This is a genomic window from Clostridium paraputrificum AGR2156 (assembly GCF_000424025.1).
Classification (GTDB): Bacteria; Bacillota; Clostridia; order Clostridiales; family Clostridiaceae; genus Clostridium; species Clostridium paraputrificum.
The window spans coordinates 140,071-165,681 of sequence record NZ_AUJC01000011.1 but is presented as its reverse complement, the minus strand read 5'-3'; the positions used below and the strand labels follow the sequence as shown (position 1 = coordinate 165,681).

Below are 25,611 nucleotides of genomic sequence, written 5' to 3'. Positions count from 1 at the left end.
TTGATTTATTATGAATGTTTTTCTTGCACTTTTTTTAATCATTCGTTAATAACTCTTTAAAAGAGCTAATTCATCTTCTGTTAGTTCACGATATTCGCCTTCCTCCAATTCTTGGTCTAAAGGCAAACCTCCAAACTCTGTTCTTTTTAAATACACAACAGTTTTTCCTAACGCTTCAAACATTCTTTTTACTTGATGATACTTTCCTTCTTGTATAGTTACCATCACTTCTGCCCCTTCATTTGATGAATTAATTATTTCTAACTTACCTTCCTTACACTTATACCCATCATCTAAAGTTATTCCATTTTTAAATGCTTCAACATCTTTTTCATCTACTGCCTTATCAATTTTCGCATAATAAACCTTATCAACATGCCACTTAGGTGAAATTAATCTATGATTTAGTTCCCCATCATTTGTTAATAATAATAATCCTACAGTATCTTTATCTAATCTTCCTACTGGAAATGGATTAAATACTTGATGTTCTACCTCTAATAAATCTATAACAGTTTCTTCTCTATTATCGTATGTTGCAGATATTACACCATCTGGCTTATTCATCATTAAATATATATACTCTCTATAGAATAAATCTTCTCCATTTATATTTATAACTGATTTTTCCGGATCAATTAATACCCCATTATCTTTTACCACTTCTCCATCTACCTTAACTAACCCCTTCTTTACTAAGGCTTTTATTTCTTTTCTACTCCCATATCCTAAATTTGATATTATTTTATCTAATCTTTCCACAAAAACAACTCCTAAACAATGAATTCCTTATTATTATACCCAAGGGAAATGGGATAATAAAGATAATATAAATAATAAAGAAAAAAAAGATAGTTATTGAGCCATTAAACCATAAAAATTTAAAGAAAAAAACTCCCTTAGGAGTTTTTAATTCAAATAACTTTATTACATCAATAATTCTACTTCTTTTCTAAAGTCCATTCAAATAATATTTCATAACCTTAGGAACATAGTTTTGAGTTTCCTTTGGCATCTTATATAAATCATCAGCTGAAGTAACACCTCTTCTTTTCACTGTTCCTTGACCAGCGTTATATGCCATAAGAGCCATTTCTATATCTCCATTGTACCTGTTGATATGTCCTCTTAACTGTTTTACGCCCCCCCTTATATTATCTTCAACATTAAAGGGATCTGAAACTCCATCTTCCTCACAATTAACAGGCATTAATTGCATAAGCCCCATCGCTCCAGCAGAAGAAACTACATTGGGATTAAAATTAGATTCTGCTTTAATTACAGCTAAAACCAAATTAGGATCTACCCCAAACTCTTCTGAATATTTATTTACTGCGCTATAAATTCTTTGCATAGTCTCATCATCACTTATAGTTGATACTTTATTAACAGCCCCTATTGAATAAGTACTTGAATTAATCCCACTTGAATATCTTATTGGTATGTTATTTAAATCCTGACCAACTCCAACACTTATTAAATTAGAACTCTCATCCTTATTTCCTTCTTGACCTTCCATAGAGTTTAATAAAGCTTGATATACTAGCTCAAACTCCATCCCATCACCCAATTGACTTTTTAATGTATTTTGAAGTAATGTCATACCAACTAACTTTTCTGTAGAAATATCATTTATATTCATTTGTTCCTCCTTAGGAAGCCGTAAAAGAAAACTCCCCGTAATCCTCATAGTTTACTTTTTTATAAAAACTTTTAGCTAAAACCATCACTCTATATTCCCCTCTTAAAAATGGAATAAAAGTATAGTAATCTTTTTTACTATAGCTTTGAGTTTTTATCCAATTACCTTTTTCCATAATGTAAAATTCATAACATACATCTTTTCCACCAACACTAGTAACTTTAAATGTTACTTCCTCATTACACACTATTTCTTCTCTATCACAAAGAATTTTTGTATTGGTCACTGGTGTTGCTTCAGAAACATATATACTTACCTCTTTTTTACTATCAAACTCTTCTTCACATTTTATGTTTTTTGAATAAACTTCAAATGTATACTTTCCTGAACACTTAGGTTTTAATTGTATTTTTTTATTTTGTATAAATCCAGTATCCTCCACTAAATAACCATTTATTTTTGTAACATATCTAATGAGAACACTTCTTGTATTTTGAACTACAGCTTCTATATCAATTAAATCTCCAACTAAATAACTACTTTTATTTGGAAGTAGTATATAATCTATTTCTCCTGGTAAATATTCTTTTGCTCTAACATATATAAATGTATGACTGTCATATTCTTTGTTTGAATACTTATCCTTAACTCTTATTTCAACTTCATATTCTCCCTTTTCATCTGGGATAAAGTTTATCCAGTTAGAATCACTAAAGCCTATACGTTCTTTTTCTTTATTATCTTTATATATTACAAAGGAATACTTTAAACTTATTCCGCCCTCTGCCTTTACCTTCATATTAATAGGTTGTCCTATTAATGCAGTTTTCTTGTTATCAGTGATGATATCCACTATTTTTACAGGTTTATCTGACTTCTTATCAATAGTATAATTTATTACCTTTTTATCCTCATAATCTCCATCATAAGATATATCCTTTACATATAAAGTTACTGTATACTCTCCTTCTTTTTGAGTTTCCCAAGTATACTCATTTCTCCTTATATATCCTGAGTCTTCTGCAACCTCGCCCTCAACAATATATCTATATACTATTTCTCGTCCACCATCTACTTCAGCTTTAAAATTAATTGTACTTCCATTCATTTGTGGTGAATTAGTATCTGGAGTAAAACTTTTTATATTAATTGGATTATATGCTTTTACAGAATATAACATTATAGCTCTATCATCATATTCCTTATTTGAAAGTATATCTCTAACTAAGCATAAAAGCTTATATTCTCCTGCTTCCTTCTCTTGATATGAAACTAACCTCCTAGAAGAATAATCCTGTATACAAGTTACCTTTCCATCTTTACTTATTTTTATAAATTTATATAACAAACTTCTCTTATCATCTAATGATGAACTAACTTTAAATACTAACTCCTGATTAATTAATAATTCTTCTGTTAAGCATTTAAAATCAGTGATTTCTATTTTAGTAGGTAATACTACATCAAATTTTATTGTAGTAAACTCATCAAAATTTTCACTTGAATTTACCTCTTTACATTCAATAAGAATTTCTTGCTTTCCTTCCTTATTAGCTGTAAACACTAGCCTATTACTTGTTGTATAATCTCTAATAAGCTCCCAATCTTGATTACCCTTTATCCAAAACCTATATAATAATCCTTGTTCATTACCAAGAACATCTATAGTAATTTTCTCTCCTACAGTTAAATGGGTTTTATCCATATTTACATCTTTAATTAATTTCTCAATTTCTTTTTCTCCAATAACAAACTCTTCCTTTGCAAGATAATCAAAAGGTCTACTAGACCCCTCTTTTTTACCTTGCACCATAACTATATACTTTCCTTCAGCTGATGGATTCCATATACATGTATCACTTTCAGAAAACTCTTGTATAGTATTCCATACTCCATCATTACCTATAATAAATTTATACTGCAATGGTTCTTTACCAAATACTGCTTCTATAAGAACTTCATCCTCTTTATTTCTAGGACTATCTTTATCAAATAAAATAACTAAATTCTCCAATAACCTCACCCCTCTATCTTAATGCCATATTTATTTTACCATATTTTGTAAGTTATTGCCTCATATTTCTCAATTTTATTATACATTTTTTTCTTTTAATAGTTAAGATATGAAAAAGAAATACCAAAATAATTTTAATTACTTTGGTATTTCTAGTTTAAATATTAACTTTTTCAAATTCTTTATTAATCTTTCTTCATCTTCTTTACTTCTTTTTTTAGGATTAGGTGTTCTCCCACCAGCCTGCCTTATTTTCTGAGAAATATGTCGTTCTTCTAATAATCTATCTATATTTTTATCCGTATAAATGTATCCTTTTGGATTAATTACTTCAGCTTTTTTAGGCAAACATAATGCCGCTACACCATAATCTTGAGTAACAACAATATCATTCTCTTTTGTATTATTTACAACATACATATCCACACTTTGGAAACCGCTATCTACAACTTTAACTATAGAATAATCACTTCTAATATAATGATTTATATCACAATATATTAGAACTTCTATATTATTTTCCTTTGCTATACTTTCAATAATAGGGATGCTTGGACAAGCATCCCCATCTATAATTATTCTCATATTATAATCTTTTTTCAAGCTCAGCCTTCATATCTTCATATCCTGGCTTGCCTAATAAAGCAAACATATTCTTCTTATATGCTTCAACACCTGGTTGATCAAATGGATTAACACCTAATAAGTATCCACTTATTCCACAAGCTTTTTCAAAGAAGTAAACTAATTGTCCAAAGTAATAAGCTGATAATTCTGGAATATTAACTATCATATTAGGAACCCCACCGTCATTATGAGCTAATAATGTTCCTTGGAATGCCTTTTTATTAACAAAATCCATATCTTTTCCTGCTAAGAAGTTTAATCCATCCCCATCATCTGGAGTCTCTTCGATAAATATCTTTTTACTAACTTCTTCTACATTTAGTACTGTTTCAATTAAATTTCTTCTACCTTCTTGAATATATTGACCCATTGAGTGAAGATCAGTTGAAAAATCTACTGCTGCTGGGAATAATCCCTTTCCATCTTTACCTTCTGATTCTCCATATAATTGCTTCCACCATTCATTAAAATAATGTAATGATGGTTCATAGTTAACTAATATTTCAATTGCTTTTCCCTTATTGTATAAAGCATTTCTTGCTGCCGCATATTGATAACATGCATTTTCTTTTAATGATGGATTAGAATACTTTTCTCTAGCATCTGCTGCACCTTGCATCATTTCATCTATACTTATACCTGCAACTGCTATTGGAAGTAAACCAACTGCTGTTAATACTGAGAATCTTCCCCCAACATCATCAGGAACTACGAAAGTTTCATATCCTTCTGCATCTGCTAAAGACTTTAATGCTCCCTTTGCTTTATCAGTTGTAGCAAATATTCTCTTCTTAGCTTCTTCTTTTCCATATTTCTTTTCTAAATATGCTTTGAATATTCTAAATGCTATAGCTGGCTCAGTTGTAGTACCTGACTTAGATATTACATTTACAGATACATCCTTACCTTCTATTACTTCTAATAAATCAGCCATGTAAGTTGAGCTAATATTATTACCTACAAAGAATATTTGAGGTGTCTTTCTCTTGCTTGCATCTAATGCACTGTGGAAAGAATGTGATAACATTTCAATAGCTGCTCTTGCACCTAGGTATGATCCCCCAATACCTATAACTATTAAAACTTCTGAATCACTTTGTATCTTTTTAGCTGCTGCCTTTATTCTTTCAAATTCAGCTTTATCATAATTTATAGGAAGGTCCACCCAACCTAAAAAGTCATTTCCTGCCCCTGTTTTATTGTGTATTTTTTCATGAGCTGCTTTTACTAAATCCTCCATATAATCTAATTCATTTTCTTTTAGAAATGGAGCTGTTTTTGATAAATCTAATGTTAAATCTCTTCTCATAATTGTTACCTCCAAATATTAATTATGGAAACTTGCCTAATTTATTATATCATAATTAGTATGATTTTTTAAATTACTTATGTATTATTCCCACTTTTTAAGCTACATATTATTTATATTTTAAAATGAAGTACTTATTACTAATAATTATCTCCAATCTCTCTTGAAGCCTTATCACTACTACACTTAGACAAATTAATAATATATATACTTTATACATATTTCTCATCATAGTTTGTTATTCTTGTATTTAAAATATAGAAAAAGCGATGAATTTCTTCATCGCTTTAAATTACTCAGCTATAGCTTGTACTGTTTTTGCTTTATCTAAATCTCTATAATGTTTAACTGCTGCACCTAGAAGAATCCAATATAATGGTGCTACTCCTATGACACTGATATTAAAGAAGCTTTGTATTACGTACCCTAAAATCATTAAGAAATATATCTTACATCTGTCATCTTCTCGCCTTTTAAATAATTTTGTTAAAATAACTCCTATAAGTGCTACATATGAAATTAATGTTAATATTCCTCCGCATGCCCAATACTCTAAGAACTCGTTATGTGCTTTATCTATTCCTGCCTTTTTAGTATTTACATAATAAGTATATCCATCAAAATTATCTCTTAACAATCTTGATTGTAATGTATCAAGACCAGTACCTATAATTGGACTTTTTTTAATTGCATCGCTAGTAATCTTCCAAATCAAAAGTCTTCCTGAACCTGATTTCTCACTTTTATCTATTGCATCTTCAACTATACTTTTAGCCCTAAAAACAAACCCACCTCTTCCTGTTACCTCCATAACAGAAAATACTACAAAAAACATCATTACTAGAATTAAACTTCTTTTAATTCTATCCTTATTTATAAAAACAAAACTCAATCCTATTATACAACATACAACTAATGATAGCCACCCACTTCTAGTATAGGTTACTAATACTCCTGCTAAAATTATTGATGAATATATAGAAAAAATTTTCTTATTCTTAAATATATAAATGCCTATTGATAAAATCAAAAACAAAAGTAAATAAGAAGATAGAAAATTTCTATTACCAATGGTCGCAACCATATCTATAGACTTTTCGCCACCGAACATTCTTATTCTTAACGGATCAATACCATAATATTGAAAAACAGCATATATGGACATAATTGTTCCAGATATACAAAAAATATGACTTGTGTATTTATAAAACTTTATAAAATACAAAGAACTCATAAATAACAATATATAAATTATATATGCTAGAAGTCCTTCATATCTATATTTATTTCCCATAATAGCAACTGATAATTCAATGCTAAATAATGTTGCTATTATCAAACTCGCCAAAAATAAAATTATTAAACATTCTTCTATTTTAAACCTAATTTTCATTTTAAGTTTTACTAATAAAAAGAGTATAAGAAAAAATATTAAATATAGATATACTACTTTACCTGACACATAATATGGTTTTGCTATAGTTGTTACTATAAATGGCATAAATATAACTACAGAATAAAGTAACATATTTAATATATCAACATCATCAAAATCTTTACTTAGTAAATTATCTTTTACTTTCATACCCACCAGCCTTCCATAATAATACAATTATAGCATAAAGCGATCATTTGAGGGTATATAAAAAAGATAGTTATAGCATATTTACTATAACTATCTAAATCTAAAATTTTATTCAAATTCAATTATATACGGTTCCTTATAAAGTGCTTAAACTCTAGATTTATAAAGAATCATAACTATTAAGTGGGGAATATGGTGGGTACTGTAACTTATTGTTATAATTTTAAAGCTTATTTTTTTACTTTAATATATATCTGTTAAGTTCATTTCCCAATTCATCTAAAACCAATACATTAATTTGTCCTCTTTCTCTCCCCATTTTACATCCACCATCTATAAAATATCTTTTACATGGATATTCATAACTAATTATGTTACATGTACCTTCTCTAGTCATATATGCAGTAGGAGTATGTCCAGTTACAATTACCCTTTTTAAATTATCTTTCGGAATATCATTTATATCAATTCTTAAATTTGTATAAATATAAGAATTCCTAATCCAAAGTAAATCATAATCATCTTGCTCATTAATATTAACTCTCCAGTCAATTCCTGCATGAACTACTAGAATATTATCTGTAATAAATTTTTTAGGAAGCTTACTTAAAAATTTAGTATATTTAGATAAAGGTTCTAAATTAAGCATCCCAACAACTTCAAGAAACCCATCAACATTTTTCAGTCCATTTTTATCAAAGGTTTCTCTCCCTCCATTTAATAACCACAAATTATACGCCTCAAAATTGTAATTACTCGTTTTTACCCAAAACTCATCATGATTTCCTAATAATGCTGTTGCTTTCTTATCTTCTACCAACTCAATAACATAATCAAGAACTTTTATACCATACTCAAACTCTTGCTCTTCTCCATCTATGTAATCACCAGCAAAAATAATATGACTATTTTCATCTTTAAATTCTTCTATATGTTCTAATTGTTGCAAAGCTCCCCAATTAGAGTGTAAATCTGATAAGATAATATATTTTTTCAACCAATATCACCCTTTATAAATTTCATAATCTTATCAACACAATTATACAATTAAACATCTAAAATCTTTTTTTTAATTCACATTTTAGTATCCACTCATTACAAATTTCTTTAAACTGCTTAAAATCAAGAAGATATCCTACCTTGATAATACCAAGATATTTCATTCCATTAGTATAAATATGAATATTGTTATTCGTATCCATTTCAAAAAAATAATCATCTATAGATATTCTATTATCTGTAATATTATAAATCATTATGATCACCTTCATAAGTTAATATACTTTATTTTATACGCAATCCATTCCAAATGCCATTGACAGTGAGGCTCTGGGGTGATAATTCTTAAGAGCCTACGGAGCCACCTCATTTTTAATTATAGGCTCATACCAAATAGGCTATCATCCCCCCCTCTCACTGTAAATGGTGCACTCACGTCATTTTCCATTCACTACATAAATATTATACTATTTTTTTAATGATTGATTTCCATTAAATTTAACTTTTGTTTCATTCGCAGTTTCAATATTTATATTACCTGTTATTTTCGCAGCTATTTCTGTATCTGCTCCACTCCACATATGTGCATAATGCTTTAATGTTATTTCTGGGCTACTATGACCCATACGTTGAGATAATACAAGTACAGATACATTAAATTCATTAATAAGATAACTAGCATGAGAATGCCTTAATCCTTTCGCTTGTATCTTCTTTACTTTAGCTAATTTAGAATAACGATTAATTATTCTAGATATTGTTGATTTAATCATTGGTAATCCATCATAAGTAAAAACAAAATCTTCTTCTCCACCTAACCCAATTTCCTTCTGTCTTATTCTCCACTCTTTTAAAATTTTTATAGTATCATCATCTAACGCAATTATTCTCTTGCCATCTTCCGTCTTTGTATATGAATTTCTTTTCCACTCCGTTTTATTTTTAATAATAAGCATATGATGAATAGTTAATCGTTTCTTTGTTAAATCAACATTATTCCAATATAATGCCGTACCTTCATTTACTCTAATTCCTGTCATATAATACACCCATAACATAACAAAATTTAAATGCTCGTAAAAATCTCCAATATAAATTTGATTAATAACTTTTTCAAATTCTTGCTTTGTCCAATATGGAACTATTGCCTTTCCTTTTTGAATTGCTTTAACATTTTTAGCTATATTATGTTCTAAGTATTGCATTTCTACTGCTTTATCTAAACTTTTTCTAAACATACCAAAAATAAGACTTGCATATGATTGAGAATATCCTTCCCCACCATTTTCTTTACTACTTAATAGCCATGTGCGAAAGTTTTGAACATTTTCTACTGATATAGAACGAAGTGGGATAGAACTAAATCTATCCCTTATTTTTTCTAATATTCCCTCTTTAACATTAAATGTGCTTTCTTCAACTTCTGTTTTATAATATGGTATATATACTTTATCCATAAACTCACCATATGTCATTTTATAGTTGCCATAACCATTAGCTTTATGATATTCTCTTTTTAAACGAGTTAACTCTTTATTAGCTTCAAAAGCGGAAGAAAAAGGCTTACCATTCCTATCTTTTCTTCCCTTTTTTCTTATTCTTTTTCCCGTAAATCTATCTACCCCAAACTCAGTCTGATAGAAGTAATTTCCTTTATTATCAATATATACTCCTGGATATTTTGTGGTTTGTTGAGTCTTATTTTTCATTAATACCACTCATTTCAGATTCAAAAGACACTCCTAAAATTTCTTCAACAACTTCTCTCGGAACTCTTCCTAATCTTTTATTATTGTAGTATGCACATCCCTTTTGATGAACCATAATAGCTTTAGCTTCTCTAATTAATGAAATAGCTTGATACTTCTTATATCCCAATTTTATTAAATCATCTTTACATATAGTTACACCCAATTAAATCTACTCCTTCTATATTTAATATTCATCTTCACTTACAAGTTCTAATATACGTTGCTCTATTAAAGTTTCATCTAATTTTGTGATTTTTTCTCTCCCACTTTCAATTAGTTCTTTTAAATAAATTTCTGCATATTCTTCTCCATATACACTTCTAAAAGCTTCATATACCATACTTATTGATTTAGCTGTATTCTTCTCAATCCAATTCTTCTTCTTTTTTAATGTCATTTTTTCACGTTGAACTTTTAAAGGTATCTCCTCAATTCCACAAACAAACTTTTCCCACCATCTCATATTAGGTAACCTATTTTTATTATGTAAATCACTTTTATTTTTAGGTCTTGTCTTAAATGAATAATGAGCTGATAAAATTCCTTTTATTATAGAATTAAGTGGTTTACCACTAGATATTTTATAAGCTACTAACATAGCTTTTTTACCTGTCAATTCTAATTCCCATCTAACCCACTTCTCCACATTGAAAACTTCACCTACATTATCTATTCTTTCTTGTTTTTTATCATAAATTCTAAGTATTTGTGGCGAAGCTCCAATATAAATGGTAAATCCAGTTAATTTTCCATCTAAAATTCTTCCACTATTTATTTCAACAAACTTATGACTTTTGGTGCTTAACTGTCCTCGTTTAATATAATCTTGTATAACTTTTACAGATGGACTTGAATCATCAAATATATCCAAGGCTAAATCTAATCTTGAAAATACTCCATCAATATCTAATATAAAAGAAATCAACTTATACCAATGCCATCCTTCGCTTCTACACATAAATTCTTCATATTGTCTACAAGCTTGACCGCTCATATCTATAAGAATATTATTATGTGTCTGACTTGAATGAAGAGTAATATTAGCATAGCTTATACTACTATCGTAAGTGGGATAAGGAGAGGATCCCTTTAAACTTGAAAATTCTAATATAGGAATCCCCAATACATCATTTGATACAATAGAAAAATTACTATTCGGAATTGAACAACGTAAATAATCAATTAAACAATGATTATTTTTCTTTTGATTCATTCATTTTACCTATACTATAACTATCAGCTTCTATTTTAATGTCATCATACATCCAAGCATCAACCATTGACTTCCCTTGACCTACAAATACTTTTTTCAATATCCTTTTAGGTTTGACTTTAAGACCTTTAAATGATATTGGAATAAACTCTCCTTCTTCAAAATTTTCTAAATTATTAGGAATATCATTTTGCCCTTCTAAAACTATAGTTATTGGATTTCCTATCTCTGTTGAGCCATTTGCTATTACTAATTTTATAAAATTCAAATCATAAACTTTAAAAATTAAAGTATACTTTCCAGTTTCAACCAATTCACCATTTAAATTTTTTGCTCTTTCTAATTTAACATTAATTCCTTCCTTAGGAGTTACCATTGCTACAGGAACTTTAAATTGTGAAATATCGAAATATAACTCCCCTAAATCTATAGATTCAGAATCATTTAAATTATGTAATGTCGAACTTTTTAAAATCAATTTTTCCATTTTTAATACCTTCCTTTTCAAAAATTTTATTCAATAATTAATTTATGAAAACTCCGAACTCTCGGAATTTCAAACTACCTATACCCCCTTATATATCAACGCTTATCGGATTTTTCGTTGAGGGAGATTCTCACGTGTTACTCACGTGAGAAATTTTTTTAAAATTAATTTTTTAATATTTTGAGCTATCGCTCAATTGTTCTTTCGATAGAATATTTCCGAACATTCCATTCGAAAACTCCGTTTTCGTCTACAATCTTCTATCAAAATAACAATTATCATTATTTCTTATATTTAACTAACTTTGTTATCTCTTTTATAAAATCAAAATCTCTGTCAATATACGGCGTTTCAAAATATACTGGAGCAGTATGTATTCCATCTATTTTAATATAACCTCCCCCTTTTTCTGTAACAGTTTTATAATCAACATCGTTGGTATCAAATATCATATTGTACCCAATTTTATCCATATTTCCAAGTCCTGCTTTAAATCCCATTTGTGCCCTTATATTCGTCGGTAGGTCATCAGCCGATGGACGTTGCATAAGGCACTCAAAAAACACGCCACACTGCCTTCCTTTCATAACTATTGTAAAAATATAGTCTAATACTTCTTTACTTAATTTCTTATCAACCGAATGGATAAATGCACTAAATTCATCAAATATTAGAATTATAGGTGGTAATCCAAAGTCTACATAATCCTTACCAAATGCAGATATATCATTAAAATAAGTCTTATATCTCTCTTCCATTATTTCAACTACTTCTTTTAACATTTTTGCTATTTGATTAGGTTCAGTAACAACTCTATCTTCCATTCCTTCTATAAATCTTAAAAGACTTAAATCTGCCTTCTTTGGGTCTACAATGTATAATTCGGCTTGTGGAGTTAAACTTAAGTAATTTACAATTTTTGCCAGTATAAAAAAGCTTTTTCCTGAACCAGTTCCTCCCACAATCAAGGAATGCGGAGTCTTACTTAACTTATAAGATATATTTCCAGTAATTTGAATAACATCAGAATTTTTCTGTTGATTATTGATACTTGATGATAAATCAATTCTCTCATCTCTTTCTTTTAGAAATATATACTCAAAATAATCTACTGTTGAATTAGTGCTATCTAATTCTAATCCTAAAGTGCTCTCAAGATTTTCTCCCAATGTTGAAGCAATCTTAACAAACCTATCGCCTAGTTTTGCAATCCTAATATATACTTTTTTGTCATCTTCTTTATAAAAAATTTTTATAGTTCTAACTATTCTTTTTTCCTTTTTTTCTCCTATTTCAAATATATCTTCATCATATAGCTTCAAAGAATGAATTAAGTATTGCAATGCTTTTTCAATATTCTTGTTTATTCCTTCTTGTTTCATTCCTCGAAACCTTTTATAATAAACTATAGTTTTATATATCACATAAAAGAAAATTAGTGTTAATATGATTTGTAAAATATTACTGTGAATCTTATCCGAAATATTAACAGTAATAATTATTTCTAGAAATATTAGTGAAATTACCAATGCTAATCTTAGTGGTATATAAAACAATTTAATTACTGGAGAAGGAGGGTAAGTAACGGTCTGCCAACCTTTACCCTTCTTCTTTATTAAGCTTAAAAATTTATTAATCATAATATTTTCTCCTATATCACTTATATATGGTAATAAGCATTATTAAAAATTTTAAAAGCTGTTGGTTTATTAACTCTACCTAAAAAAATGGAGTTCAAAAAAATAAAAAACTCATTAAAATCTTTATCATTGTCTATATTTATATTACTATCAAGATTTACAATCTTTGTAATATTTGCTTTTTGAAATTCACTCCATCTTTTCAACGGAATTTGAGTATAATTATAAACGCCTTCTTTCTTGCTTATATAAGTTAAAATATCATTTACTAACATATTCTTATACCTTCCTTTCTTCTAATCATTTCATTTCCTTTCTATTAAAAATAAAATTTAAAGTTTTATTTATAACACAATATAGTAATACAGCTAAAATCATAAAAATACTTGCAGTGATAAATTCTTGCATATTTCCTAAAAAAGCATATCTAGGAGATGAATGCATCCACATCCTACCATCAGTTGTTAAAGCAAATGGTTGAGAGCAAATCCATTCATAGATTGGCAAATTATCTAAGTAATATTTCAAATTCAGACCAAAAAGACTTAAGTATTCAGATATAACAAACGGAACCATTACAATCAGAGTAATTAAAATCGAGATAACCTTTATTTTACCTAAAATATTATTTTTTTTACTGCTTTCATTCATTTTTTCACCCCCTTTCCCTCATTATTATTTATAAGAATTAAAGATATTTACATCATCTATAATTTATTTATTTAAAATTTCTAATATTTTATTTATCTTCTCTCTATCCTCCTCATTAGGGGTTGTATTTAAGAATAATGCTATAAGACTTTGCAATGACTCGCTTATCTTATTTAAACTAAAATTAGTTGCTTGAAATTCTTTAACTTCTCCTGCTTCTTCTGATTTTTCTAATTTTAAATTAGTAACTTCTTTTACATCTACTACTCTAAAAAATGATTTCTTCCTAACTATTTCATTACGTAATTCCTCACCAACATCATTCATTATTACTTGAGTGAAATACCTTAATCCACGTACTGGTATAGGCAGTGGTTCTTTACTCTCCAATATTAACGAGAATAAATCGGTGTTATCATCTACCTCATAATGAGATATTTTTTTCTTATTGACACTTTTTAATGAATAACTATTATACTTTTCAATAGCGTCTAAAATATTTCCCTCTATTCTTGACATCTTTATTTCTTTATTAGCCAATGATAAAATAATATGGTATTTGTAGTTTAATTCTAATTTTAGTTTCATTTGCGAAACTCCTCTCTTTTATTGATACTTTTTTTATTTAAACAATTCAAAATTAAAGCTCTCACCCATAACTCGCCTCCATTTCACCTCCCTTCATAACCTTATCATAAACTCATTATATTCCTCTTATATCCACTTTGCAACAACTTTTTATTTTTTAATAAATATAAATATAAAAAGAAGCCCTTAAACAAATAAAGACTTCTTAAAAACTTATTTAATTTAAATACATATAGTATAATAAAGTAATAACAAATAGCTTTTACCAACCTAACTTTTAGTTAAGATATAAATAAATTTTAGAAAGGAAATGATTATAATAGATTCTATGATAGCTTTTGCTTACCAGCCTTCAATAGCATTATTAAAAATTGATACTATGGAGTTTGATTGGATAACTGATACTAAAGAAAATGATAAAATTTTTAAACAACTTTCTAAGGTTAATTATTTCGACTACTATTATATTAATAAAATACTAATAATACCCGACCCAATACCATCCCCTAGATTAAATTGGTCAAAAAAAATTATAATAAATAATTTAGAAATAGACTGCAATGGAAAGTTTCTAGCTTTTTTTCATTACAATAATACTAATGATATTATCTTTGCTGATTCTTTAACATTCCCAGAATACATATTTTTAAAAAATAATATTGATATTATTTAATGTATTTATAATAAATAATTTGGTGGTAGAATTAGGGGGGAACTACATAAATTTAAGCCTATTTTATAGTTTATTAATTAAAACAAATACTATAAAACAGGCTTTTTTACTTAAGTTAATATTTATCTATTATTCAAATTCTATAGTAGCTGGTGGTTTACCAGTGCAATCATACATTACACGATTAACCCCATTTACTTCATTTACTATTCTAGTTGTTACTTTTCCAAGTACTTCCCATGGAAGGTCTGCAGATTCTGCAGTCATAAAGTCACTTGTTGTTACAGCACGAAGGGCAACTGCATAATCATACGTTCTTTCATCTCCCATAACACCAACTGATCTCATGTTAGTTAAAGCAGCAAAATATTGTCCTATTTCCTTATCTATACCAGCCTTAGCTATTTCTTCTCTATATATAGCATCTGCATCTTGAACAATTCTAACTTTCTCAGCCGTAACTTCTCCAATTATTCTTATACCAAGTCCTGGTCCAGGGAAAGGTTGTCTGAATACAAGTTTTTCTGGAATTCCAAGCTCAAGTCCTGCTTTACGAACTTCATCCTTAAATAATAATCTTAATGGTTCAATTATTTCTTTAAAGTCTACACAATCAGGAAGCCCTCCAACATTGTGATGTGACTTAATTACAGCTGACTTACCTAAACCACTTTCAATAACGTCTGGATATATTGTTCCTTGAACAAGATAATCTACTGAGCCTATCTTCTTAGCTTCCTCTTCAAATACTCTAATGAACTCTTCACCAATTATTTTTCTCTTTGTTTCTGGGTCCTCTACTCCTGCTAGCTTTTCATAAAATCTTTCTTGAGCATTAACGCGTATAAAGTTTAAATCATAAGCACCATTAGGTCCAAATACTTCTTCTACTTCATCCCCTTCATTTTTACGAAGTAATCCATGATCTACAAAAACACATGTTAGTTGCTTTCCAACAGCTTTTGAAAGTAATACAGCTGCTACTGATGAATCAACTCCACCTGATAAAGCACATAATACTTTACCATCTCCAACTTTTTCTCTAATTTCTTCAATAGTTTTTTCAACAAAAGAATCCATCTTCCAATCCCCAACACAACCACAAACATTATAAACAAAGTTTGAAAGCATCTTCGTACCTTCTTGTGTGTGCATAACTTCTGGATGGAATTGAACAGCATATAAGTTCTTTTCTTCACATTCCATAGCTGCAACTGGACAAACTGGAGTATGAGCTACTACTTTAAAGTCTTCCGGAGCCTTTTCTATGTAGTCTGTATGACTCATCCAACAAATTGTTGTTTCTGAAACTTCATTAAATAATTTCGATTTTGAATCTACAGCCACTTCTGTTTTTCCATATTCACTTACAGGTGCTGTTGCAACACTTCCACCAAGCATATGAGCCATAAGTTGAGAACCATAGCATATACCAAGTACAGGTATTCCTAATTCAAATATAGCTTTATCACATAAAGGTGAATCTTCTCCATATACACTGTTTGGACCACCTGTGAAAATTATACCCTTTGGATTCATTTCCTTAATCTTATCAATACTTAAATTGTGCGGATGAACCTCACAATATACATTACACTCTCTTACTCTTCTAGCTATTAATTGATTATATTGACCACCAAAGTCAATAACCAAAACTAACTCTTTTTTCATGCTGACCTCCAAATAATAGTATTATTTTATATTATCTTACAGTTCTCACTTTTTTACAACATTTTATTGGCTTACACTATAGTTTGGTGCTTCTTTAGTTATATTAATATCATGAGGGTGACTTTCTCTTAACCCTGCAGATGTTTGAACTACAAAAGTTGCAGTTTCATATAATGTATCTAAATCTTTCGATCCTAGGTATCCCATACCTGATCTAATTCCACCAAGCAATTGATATATTGTATCTGCAACATATCCTTTATAAGCAATTCTACCTTCAACACCTTCAGGAACTAATTTTTTATTTCCTTCTTGGAAATATCTATCCTTTGAACCACAAGCCATAGCAGCTAATGATCCCATGCCTCTATATACTTTGTAGCTTCTTCCTTGATATATTTCTATATCCCCAGGAGCTTCTTCACATCCTGCAAATAATGATCCCATCATTGCTACCTTTGCTCCTGCAGATAAAGCCTTTACTATATCTCCAGAATACTTAATTCCACCATCTGCTATAACTGGAACTCCGTATTCTCTTGCAGCTTCAGCACAATCCATAACTGCTGTTAATTGAGGAACCCCAACCCCTGCAACAACTCTTGTTGTACAGATTGATCCAGGCCCAATACCAACCTTAACACAGTCTGCTCCTGCCTTTATTAAATCTACAGTTGCTTCTGCAGTTGCAACATTACCTGCTATTATTTGAAGTTCTGGATATTTAGCTTTTATCTTCTTAACAGCATCTAAAACACCCCTTGAATGACCATGAGCTGTATCTAAAGTTATAACATCAACCTTAACTTTTACTAAAGCATCAACTCTATCCATCATATCAGCCGTTACACCAACTGCTGCTCCACAAAGTAATCTACCTTGTCCATCTTTTGCAGCATCAGGATAAGATTTAGTTTTTTCTATATCTTTTATTGTAATAAGTCCTTTTAAATTTCCTTCCTTATCTACTAAAGGTAACTTTTCTATTTTATGTTTCTTTAAAATTTCTTTAGCTTCTTCTACAGTTGTATTTTCTGGTGCAGTAACTAAGTTTTCCTTAGTCATTACATCACCTATTTTTTTAGAATAATCTGTTTCAAAAGTAGTATCTCTATTAGTTAAGATACCTACTAACTTTCCTTCAACAGTTATTGGTACACCTGAAATTCTATATTGGCCCATTAATTCTTCTGCATCTGCTAAAGTATGTTCTGGTGAAAGATAAATGGGATCTGTTATTACTCCATTTTCTTGTCTCTTTACTCTATCAACTTCTTTAGCTTGCTCTGCTATTGTCATATTTTTATGTATAATTCCTATTCCACCTTCTCTAGCCATAGCTATTGCCATCTTAGATTCAGTAACTGTATCCATACCTGCACTAATTAGAGGAATGTTTAAAGCTATTTTCTTTGTTAAGTTTGTTTTTAATGTTACTTCCCTTGGTAAAATCTCTGATTTGTTAGGTACTAATAATACATCATCAAATGTATAAGCTTGTTTTAAAATTCTTGCCATAATATTGCCTCCCCATATCTTTGAATAATTATTTGCATTTCTAAATTTTCTTGCAAGTATAATTTCATTTTTTACCTATTTTTGAGTACAAAAAAAGCACATTAACTTACCTAAGTGAAGTTAATATGCCTATAGTAATCTATACTAAGTTATATCAAATTCACCCATAGTCGGAAATTTACGGCTTCCGGTAGATACTCCCTGCCTTATTCAGGGGATATACGAGTTGTAAATGTGCTACTTATTAAATTAAACTTATTATAGATTATTTATTCTTTTCTGTCAATAAAATATGAAATTAAAATTGCAAAAAGAAAAAGTGTTAGCCAAACTAACACTTTATTTCTACTCATAATCTGATATTATCCCTGATAAGCTACCTCCAGCACTTGGACCGCCACCATAACTATAATTAGGTGCATAATACGAAATTCCATTTACAGTGTTGCTAGAAGCATCAGTATATCCATCCATTAACATTTCCAAATGCGCTCTATACAAAGGAGAAAATGTTATAGCTGGAGAATCTGGACTATTTTCATCATATGGTCTATAAGATATTTGCATATTAAAATTACCAACAGTTACACTTTTCGCCACTAAACTAGATCCTTTCATTTGGCAAGGTCCTGATAACACAAACTCCAAGTCTCCATTGCATAATATCATCACATTCTCTATATTAAATGCAGGTGTAACCACCTTAACTTTATCAGCATTAATTAGATACACATTAAAATTAGGAGTTGATAATGGAACTTTTCTTACAGGCTTACTAAAATCTGAACTCATGGACTCTAAATTATTTATTAAAGTATTACTATTTGAACAATTTATTTCTAGTGTTCCATTATAATATGGTATTTTACTATTATCAAAAATAGGCAACTCAAATTGCTCATTTGTTTCTGAGCCTGCAGCTACACTGCCTGCCCCCACATTAGCTGTTGAATTAGAAGAATTAATTAAAGAAGGATCTAAATTAAGAGAACCTCCACCATTTACCTCTACATTTTCACCACATATTGAATACCTAAATATATCATTTGCATAAATATATTTTCTTATTTTTGCATTAACTGTCCTACTTTGCCCAGAAGTTGTTGTTGATGTACTTACAACTTGTAAATACTCATCTGATGCATTTATATGCTTTGTTAAATTCACATTAACTTCTCCAAACATTGCAGAATCATGTATTGTAAATGATGATGTTCCTAAATCCCCTAATGCATCATAATCACCACTATTTGCATTAGCCAATGCTCTTTCAATTCCAGCCTCTGCTTCATAGTATAAAGTTTGATATTTCTCTTCACCAGAATTTCCCTTCATTGTATTTACTACTGCTAAAGTAGAAACTCCAGATATAACCACAAATAAAAGGGAAAAAACTAGTACAGTTATTAATGCTGATCCTTTTTTAACTTTTCTCCTCATACTTCCCCTCCTAATTTCTTGGCATTACAGCTGACTTATATTCTGTAATTTCACCATGTAAATTTACAAATTCAATAGTTATAAAATATCTTTTATCCGTTGAATCAACACTTTTTTTTATCTCTATATCTTTAATTTTTTCAATTCCAGAAACATCTGATGTAAATGCAGCCCCTCCAAATTTCTTTCTTTCAACTCTATCTCCTACCTTAATATAATAATACAAATCTCCCTTTACCTTTAACGATAATAATTTTTCAAAGCTACCGGATGGCAAATTAAAATTATAGCAAGTATCTATAATTCCATTAATTGTAATACTACTACTTCCTGTAAGATTTAAAGCTGTAGCATCTATTTCTTTACCAATTCTTAAATCTTCTTCTAATGTACTTATAATTAGTCTTGCTTCATCATTAAAAACTGATTGAGATTGTGTCATTGAAAATAATTTTCCAGATGTAATTGATATTCCAAGTACAATAGCCCCAAATATAACTGTTATTCCTATTACTGCTATAAGTTCAACTAATGTAAAACCTTTTTTCTTTTTCATATACTCTACCTCCTCATCTACCTAGGAGTTACATAGGTTTTTCTATTAATTAGGCTTGATTCACCTTTATTTGTATCCCAACACCAAGTCTCTATTTCATAGAATCCATCAGCATTCCAATTAATATATATTCCCATACTATACTCTGATGAACTTTGCTTACATAAATTAAAATCACTTGGATCAGAGACCCCATCTGGCTTGTTACTTGAATCATCATCTAACAAATGTTCTTTTACTAATGCTCTAACCTCATCTGCATTTGAAAAGCTACACTTATATTTTGTACCTACTGTTTTGGGCATATTGTTCAACGCAACTCTATCTTCCTTCAATGTTTCAAAAAATACTTTTGAAATATTATCTGTACTATATGTTGCACTATTTATTGAACTAATTTTAATAACAGATATTAACAGTCCAGTTATTGCAAGCATAATAATTACAAAAGCTGCTAAAGCCACTGCAATCTCTATTAAAGTAAATCCTTTTTTCTTTTTTACTTTCAAAACTACACCTCCATCTTTAATTAGAAGGTTTTATTAATTAAAATCATATTCTTCTGCTCCGCCTTCTCCAGAATCATAGAATGAAAACACTATAGAACACCCTTCACCACTATGATTAAAAGAGTTTAACTCTGCAATTCTGTCATAATTCTCTAACTTATCAATAAATGATAATACCTTGTTTATATCCCCTTTAACAGAATAAGTTATTTGAATCTTTCTCATTCCTTTTAAATTAGAAGACTCTTGTCCTTCTTCTACCCCGACTAATTGAATAACTGATGTTTTTTCAAAAGAGCCATTAGATGAGGAAAGGCCTGATTCTGTAACCATTTTTTCTACATCTCTAAAAACTTCTGGATATCTATCTGTTTTAGGTAACGTTATAGTAGCTTCTTTATACTTAACCATCAAATCATCCAATGTTTTTTTTCTCTGCTCAATATCATAGTCAATACTTTGAACAGAAACTAACTGACTCTCTAAACTTTTAATTTCTTGTTTTAAATTTTTAGTTTTTTCTTCACCTGGAGATATTATGAATAAATAACAAAGAGCAAATATAGATAATACTCCTAACACATATAATATTATCTTTTCATTTTTTGTGGTAGCTCGTCCATTAGTTTTACTTTTCATTTGCACTACCTCCCTTTGTCTTTACACTTACTGAAAACTTTATTTCACCTTCACCACTCCAACTATTAACATGAGAATCAGCAAATTTCTCATTTTCTCTAAGATTAGCCCACATCTTTTGTATAGCACTCTTATCACCTGAATTTCCATTAATTTCTACACTGGAAGATACTCCCCCTTTATAGTTAATACTTGTTATCTTTATTCCATCTATTTCTACTAATTTATATAACTCTTTTATTAACTCATCTGTATCTATATCCATAAGCAATTTCAATTGTTCTGCTTTAGTAATTTGCTGATTTGTTGCCGCTATTTGTTGATCTAGCTCTTCTTTTTCCTTTACTTTAACATTACTTAAAGCTAACTCATTCTTTAAATTTTCTGCTTTCTTATTTAATAGATACTCTTTCCCTATTCTATAGCCAAAGCTTCCTCCAACAAACACAACCACTAATAATAAAATTAACATTATTGTTTTACTTGATTTCACAGCACCTTTGGTATTGGAATTTACCTGAGGGACTAAATTTAACTCTCTACTCACCCTAATCCCTCCTCAATAATAATCCATAACACATAATATAGTCTTTCAACTTAATCTTCTTAGGTGTCTTTACGCTTGTCTTTAAATCAGAAAACATAGGTAACTTAGCTGCCCTAGAACTTAAATTAACTTCAAAATATTGTTCAATCCCTTTAATTCTAGTAGCTGATCCCATTACATATATTCTATCTAAGTTTTTCTTAACTTTACCTGATGTATAGTACTGTATTAGAGTATTATAGTCATTAGCCTCATCCTTAAAGTATAATTCTATATCACTTTCTTCTCCTGACTGTTTAGGCTCAATTAAGTCCACAGTATCTAATATAGAATTATATTCAGTTAAATTAGTAAAATCCTTATCTACTGTACTTAATATTCCACTATCTTTATATTTTTCTAGTATAAGTTTTCCCCATTCCATAATTGTAATATTGGAATCATCAGAATCTATTCCAATTACTCCAATAGTTTTTATTCCTTTTGTTGTAGATTTTCTTAAATCTCCAAAGACTCTAGCTACTACATTCGCATATAAGTCTATTGCCTTTACATTAAGCCTTAAAGTTTTTCCAAGTTCCATAAACGCATCAATCTTATCCTTAGAACAAGCTACTACAAGAACATCACATTTTCCTGTTCCATCATTTTTATTTTGATTTATGATTTGGTAATCAAAATAATATTCGTCTACTCTATCTCCCATGAACTGCCTTAACTCAAAATCTACTGAATCTCTCATAGCTTCATCTTTTGCAAATGGAATGTTTAAATGTCTTGTAATAATATCCTCGCCTCTTACAACAAAAGCAACATCCTTAGTTTTTGCCTTCTTTATATGCGGTGCTATTGCTCCTGATATTATGTTTACATCTAAAATTCTCCCATTATCAAATGAATTTCTCGGAGTTTCAATTGTAGTACCATTAGATATTTTGTATCTTGTTCCAACTAAAATTGAAATAGTTTCTTTATTTATGTCTATTGCAATTAAGTCTTTTTCGAACATACCCCCACCTCACTTACCTTATAAAACTTAAATACCATTGTAAAATTTCACTTCCAAAAAGAAGTGTTATATATGATGAGAGAGCTATATAAGGACCAAATGCCATGGTATCCTTGCCCCCTCTTCTTTTCCATATCATTAATACAAATGCAGCCATTCCTCCTAAGACTATTGAGATGAATAAATTTAACATATTCATCTTAAATCCTAGAAACAATCCTACAATACCTATTATTTCTACATCCCCCCAGCCCATTGCTCCAAACCAGGCAAAGATTGATATTATTAGGACTGGAATTGCTATTCCTAATATAATACTAATAAAGCCTACTTGTTTATTCATAAAAAACTCAATTATAGTAAAAAATACTCCAATTACCACTAAAACTATAATTGTTGAATCGTACACATCTTGAGTTTTAAAGTCTATTATACCAATAACTATTAAAATACTTGTAAAAATCATATATTTTAATAATTCAATTGTAAGTCCAAATTTTAAATATAAAAATACAAAAAGCAACCCTGTTGCTCCCTCAATCAATGGATATTGCTTTGATACCTTTTCTCCACAATATCTACATTTTCCTTTTAAAAATAACCAACTAAATATAGGCACTAAATCCCATACTTTAAGATTATGTCCACAACTTCCACAATGAGAAGGCGGATATGCTATTGATTCTTCTTTGGGTATTCTATATATGCATACATTCAAAAAACTTCCAATAATTGTTCCAAAGATAAATATCATTATGCTAATAATAAAATCCATTTAATTCTCCTATTTCAGAATAGCCTCTTATACATTAAAGAGGCTATTCTAATAATTAAATATATACTAGTTTGCTATTGATGAAGGATCCCCTGATGCAGTTGCAGCTTTTAATTCATCCATATCTACATCACCTTTTAATTCGCTTACATCATTACTTGTAACTGATACATATTTTTCCCAAGTACTTGTATTGGTGGTATACTCTGACACAACATCGTCTACAGTAACAGTACCTGGATCTGTTCCAACACCTCCAAAAGTTATATCTGGATCCTTTGATATCATTGTCTCATATGCCATTCTTACATTCCTTGCTTGAGTAATTACCTTAGAATCTTGTGCATCTTCCATATACCCAATAACTTTTGGTACTAACACTGCAGCTAAAATACCAATAATAGCGATAACTGCAATAAGTTCAATAAGTGTAAAACCTTTCTTTTTCTTCTTAGCTAATTCATTCATAAATTATACCTCCTAAAAATTAATTAATATTTATATAAACTTTAAATTTATATACAACTTTACATTCCTTGAATAGCATCCATCATATTAAACATTGGAAGCATTACTGCAAGAATTATAATTAAAACAACTCCAGCAAGTCCAATAATTAACAATGGCTCTATCATTGTAATTAATTTATCTACTGCTGCTTCTGCTTCACCATCATAATATTCAGCCGTCTTCTTAAGCAAAGCATCTAAGGCTCCTGTTTCTTCACCAACAGTTATCATTTGAGTTAACATTAACGGGAATATATCTAAATCTTCTATAGTTTTTCCTATTAGATTTCCTCTTTTTATATCCTCTTTTGCATATTCCATCTTACTTTCAACATAAGAATTTTCTAATACATTAGTAGATATTTCTAAGCTTTTTAAAATAGACATTCCAGAATTATTTAAAATATAAAATGTATTTGCAAACCTACTAGCCATTATTTGTGCATTAATTGATCCAAACAATGGACCAGTTATTTTATTTTTATCTCTCCAAAGGATAAAGTTTTCATCCTTATCTAAAACTAACTTCTTAAAGGCTATAGCTGCTACTGCTATTAATAAAACTATATACCAATAAGCTGATACAAAATTACTTATCGCTAAAATTATTTTTGTTGGTAACGGCAACTCCCCTCCAGCTGCTGCTAAGTTATTTACAAACTGGGGAACAACAAATATAAGTAAGAAAATAACTATAAGTACAGCAAAAACTCCTACTACTTTCGGATATGCGGTTGCAGACTTTATCTTTCTTTGTTGTTTATATAACTTATCATAATACTCAGATACCTCATACATTACTGTATCCAAATTACCTGATGCTTCACCTGCTGTTATCATATTTACCATAAAGTCTGGAATTCCATCCTCATACTTTAAAGCGTCTGACAAAGCTCTACCTCTTTTTATTTCTTCCTTTGCTCTTCTTAAAACATCTTGAAGAACCTTATTCTCAGTTTGCTCTATACAAAGTTCTACACATCTTAACATTGGCATACCTGATTGAAGAGTAAATGCAAACTGTCTACTAAATAAAGCTAAATCTTTCAATGTTATCTTTTTTAAGAAATTCAAATCAATATCTTTATTTAAAGCACTTTCTCCTTGTATATCAGTAATGTAATATCCTCTTTCTCTCAAGCTAGTTACAACTTCCTTGCTTGAATTAGCCTCCATACTCCCACTAATAGCATGATTGCTATCATTAACTGCACTATATCTAAATATAGCCACTAGAACTCCCCCTCTCCTTTATGAAT

The 25,611-nt window shown here is 29.4% G+C and carries 28 protein-coding genes and 1 riboswitch; of the genes, 1 reads left to right on the top strand and 27 read right to left on the bottom strand.

The features are described 5' to 3' along the window. Positions 1-45: 45 nt before the first annotated feature. The 16 genes from G594_RS0112820 to G594_RS0112745 all read right to left on the bottom strand — a co-directional run bounded on the left by G594_RS0112820 (position 46) and on the right by G594_RS0112745 (position 14,506). Positions 46-762: a pseudouridine synthase gene (locus G594_RS0112820; protein ID WP_027098956.1), complete on the bottom strand. Its 717-nt coding sequence runs from the start codon at positions 760-762 to the stop codon at positions 46-48. A 190-nt stretch (positions 763-952) separates the two neighbouring features. After that, positions 953-1,642, bottom strand: coding sequence for a lytic transglycosylase domain-containing protein (locus G594_RS0112815; RefSeq protein ID WP_027098955.1), 690 nt, complete (start codon positions 1,640-1,642; stop codon positions 953-955). A 10-nt stretch (positions 1,643-1,652) separates the two neighbouring features. Beyond that, the gene (locus G594_RS0112810; RefSeq protein WP_027098954.1) at positions 1,653-3,656 is read right to left on the bottom strand and encodes a triple tyrosine motif-containing protein; all 2,004 of its coding nucleotides are present in this window, start codon (positions 3,654-3,656) and stop codon (positions 1,653-1,655) included. 138 nt (positions 3,657-3,794) lie between these two features. Beyond that, positions 3,795-4,241 carry a YaiI/YqxD family protein gene (locus tag G594_RS0112805; protein WP_027098953.1) on the bottom strand — a complete coding sequence of 149 codons (447 nt, stop codon included), beginning with the start codon at positions 4,239-4,241 and terminating at the stop codon, positions 3,795-3,797. 1 nt (position 4,242) lies between these two features. Further along, positions 4,243-5,592, bottom strand: coding sequence for a glucose-6-phosphate isomerase (locus G594_RS0112800; RefSeq protein WP_027098952.1), 1,350 nt, complete (start codon positions 5,590-5,592; stop codon positions 4,243-4,245). 292 nt (positions 5,593-5,884) lie between these two features. Beyond that, positions 5,885-7,177, bottom strand: coding sequence for an O-antigen ligase family protein (locus G594_RS18940; RefSeq protein WP_051196011.1), 1,293 nt, complete (start codon positions 7,175-7,177; stop codon positions 5,885-5,887). 238 nt (positions 7,178-7,415) lie between these two features. Next, entirely contained in the window at positions 7,416-8,174 is a 759-nt protein-coding gene (locus G594_RS0112790) for a metallophosphoesterase (RefSeq protein WP_027098951.1), read from the bottom strand. A gap of 58 nt (positions 8,175-8,232) precedes the next feature. Beyond that, positions 8,233-8,448, bottom strand: coding sequence for a hypothetical protein (locus tag G594_RS0112785; RefSeq protein ID WP_167539563.1), 216 nt, complete (start codon positions 8,446-8,448; stop codon positions 8,233-8,235). Between the two features lie 195 nt (positions 8,449-8,643). Further along, positions 8,644-9,885, bottom strand: coding sequence for a tyrosine-type recombinase/integrase (locus G594_RS0112780; RefSeq protein ID WP_027098949.1), 1,242 nt, complete (start codon positions 9,883-9,885; stop codon positions 8,644-8,646). After that, complete coding sequence (locus G594_RS0112775) at positions 9,875-10,090, bottom strand: DUF3173 domain-containing protein (RefSeq protein WP_027098948.1); 216 nt, start codon at positions 10,088-10,090, stop codon at positions 9,875-9,877. Before G594_RS0112775 ends, G594_RS0112780 begins: the two co-directional genes overlap by 11 nt. Before the next feature lie 21 nt (positions 10,091-10,111). After that, positions 10,112-11,140 (bottom strand): replication initiation factor domain-containing protein, encoded by a 1,029-nt coding sequence (locus G594_RS0112770; RefSeq protein ID WP_027098947.1) that lies wholly within the window; start codon positions 11,138-11,140, stop codon positions 10,112-10,114. Continuing rightward, entirely contained in the window at positions 11,121-11,627 is a 507-nt protein-coding gene (locus G594_RS0112765; RefSeq protein ID WP_027098946.1) for a hypothetical protein, read from the bottom strand. Before G594_RS0112765 ends, G594_RS0112770 begins: the two co-directional genes overlap by 20 nt. 281 nt (positions 11,628-11,908) lie before the next feature. After that, positions 11,909-13,267 carry an FtsK/SpoIIIE domain-containing protein gene (locus G594_RS0112760; RefSeq protein WP_027098945.1) on the bottom strand — a complete coding sequence of 453 codons (1,359 nt, stop codon included), beginning with the start codon at positions 13,265-13,267 and terminating at the stop codon, positions 11,909-11,911. Between the two features lie 20 nt (positions 13,268-13,287). After that, on the bottom strand, positions 13,288-13,542 hold the full coding sequence (locus tag G594_RS0112755; protein WP_027098944.1) for a hypothetical protein: 255 nt from the start codon (positions 13,540-13,542) through the stop codon (positions 13,288-13,290). A gap of 25 nt (positions 13,543-13,567) precedes the next feature. Continuing rightward, positions 13,568-13,918, bottom strand: coding sequence for a hypothetical protein (locus tag G594_RS0112750; RefSeq protein ID WP_027098943.1), 351 nt, complete (start codon positions 13,916-13,918; stop codon positions 13,568-13,570). A gap of 63 nt (positions 13,919-13,981) precedes the next feature. After that, complete coding sequence (locus G594_RS0112745; protein ID WP_027098942.1) at positions 13,982-14,506, bottom strand: hypothetical protein; 525 nt, start codon at positions 14,504-14,506, stop codon at positions 13,982-13,984. Positions 14,507-14,816: 310 nt separating this feature from the next. Here G594_RS0112745 and G594_RS0112740 point away from each other — a divergent pair, with 310 nt between their 5' ends. Then, positions 14,817-15,179 carry a hypothetical protein gene (locus G594_RS0112740; protein WP_027098941.1) on the top strand — a complete coding sequence of 121 codons (363 nt, stop codon included), beginning with the start codon at positions 14,817-14,819 and terminating at the stop codon, positions 15,177-15,179. Positions 15,180-15,308: 129 nt separating this feature from the next. On the opposite strand, the gene guaA is transcribed toward G594_RS0112740, so the two are convergent. From guaA to G594_RS0112685, 11 genes are all read right to left on the bottom strand, one after another. Next, positions 15,309-16,850 carry a glutamine-hydrolyzing GMP synthase gene (guaA, locus tag G594_RS0112735; RefSeq protein WP_027098940.1) on the bottom strand — a complete coding sequence of 514 codons (1,542 nt, stop codon included), beginning with the start codon at positions 16,848-16,850 and terminating at the stop codon, positions 15,309-15,311. 63 nt (positions 16,851-16,913) lie between these two features. After that, positions 16,914-18,368 (bottom strand): IMP dehydrogenase, encoded by a 1,455-nt coding sequence (gene guaB / locus G594_RS0112730; protein ID WP_027098939.1) that lies wholly within the window; start codon positions 18,366-18,368, stop codon positions 16,914-16,916. A gap of 147 nt (positions 18,369-18,515) precedes the next feature. Then, positions 18,516-18,613: riboswitch (purine riboswitch) on the bottom strand. 100 nt (positions 18,614-18,713) lie between these two features. Further along, positions 18,714-19,808, bottom strand: coding sequence for a hypothetical protein (locus G594_RS0112725; protein ID WP_027098938.1), 1,095 nt, complete (start codon positions 19,806-19,808; stop codon positions 18,714-18,716). A 10-nt stretch (positions 19,809-19,818) separates the two neighbouring features. Continuing rightward, on the bottom strand, positions 19,819-20,364 hold the full coding sequence (locus G594_RS0112720; protein ID WP_027098937.1) for a PilW family protein: 546 nt from the start codon (positions 20,362-20,364) through the stop codon (positions 19,819-19,821). Positions 20,365-20,381: 17 nt separating this feature from the next. Further along, the gene (locus G594_RS0112715; RefSeq protein ID WP_027098936.1) at positions 20,382-20,873 is read right to left on the bottom strand and encodes a PilW family protein; all 492 of its coding nucleotides are present in this window, start codon (positions 20,871-20,873) and stop codon (positions 20,382-20,384) included. A 33-nt stretch (positions 20,874-20,906) separates the two neighbouring features. Continuing rightward, a complete protein-coding gene (pilO, locus tag G594_RS0112710; protein WP_027098935.1) occupies positions 20,907-21,512 on the bottom strand; it encodes a type 4a pilus biogenesis protein PilO in 606 nt (201 codons plus the stop codon). Then, the gene (locus G594_RS0112705) at positions 21,502-22,059 is read right to left on the bottom strand and encodes a PilN domain-containing protein (RefSeq protein WP_027098934.1); all 558 of its coding nucleotides are present in this window, start codon (positions 22,057-22,059) and stop codon (positions 21,502-21,504) included. The genes pilO and G594_RS0112705 overlap by 11 nt, the downstream gene beginning before the upstream one ends. Position 22,060: 1 nt before the next feature. Beyond that, a complete protein-coding gene (gene pilM / locus G594_RS0112700) occupies positions 22,061-23,068 on the bottom strand; it encodes a type IV pilus biogenesis protein PilM (RefSeq protein WP_027098933.1) in 1,008 nt (335 codons plus the stop codon). Between the two features lie 13 nt (positions 23,069-23,081). Beyond that, positions 23,082-23,843 (bottom strand): prepilin peptidase, encoded by a 762-nt coding sequence (locus G594_RS0112695; RefSeq protein WP_027098932.1) that lies wholly within the window; start codon positions 23,841-23,843, stop codon positions 23,082-23,084. 66 nt (positions 23,844-23,909) lie between these two features. Further along, complete coding sequence (locus G594_RS20555) at positions 23,910-24,311, bottom strand: type II secretion system protein (protein ID WP_034866668.1); 402 nt, start codon at positions 24,309-24,311, stop codon at positions 23,910-23,912. A gap of 59 nt (positions 24,312-24,370) precedes the next feature. Beyond that, positions 24,371-25,585 carry a type II secretion system F family protein gene (locus G594_RS0112685; RefSeq protein WP_027098931.1) on the bottom strand — a complete coding sequence of 405 codons (1,215 nt, stop codon included), beginning with the start codon at positions 25,583-25,585 and terminating at the stop codon, positions 24,371-24,373. Between the last annotated feature and the right edge of the window lie 26 nt (positions 25,586-25,611).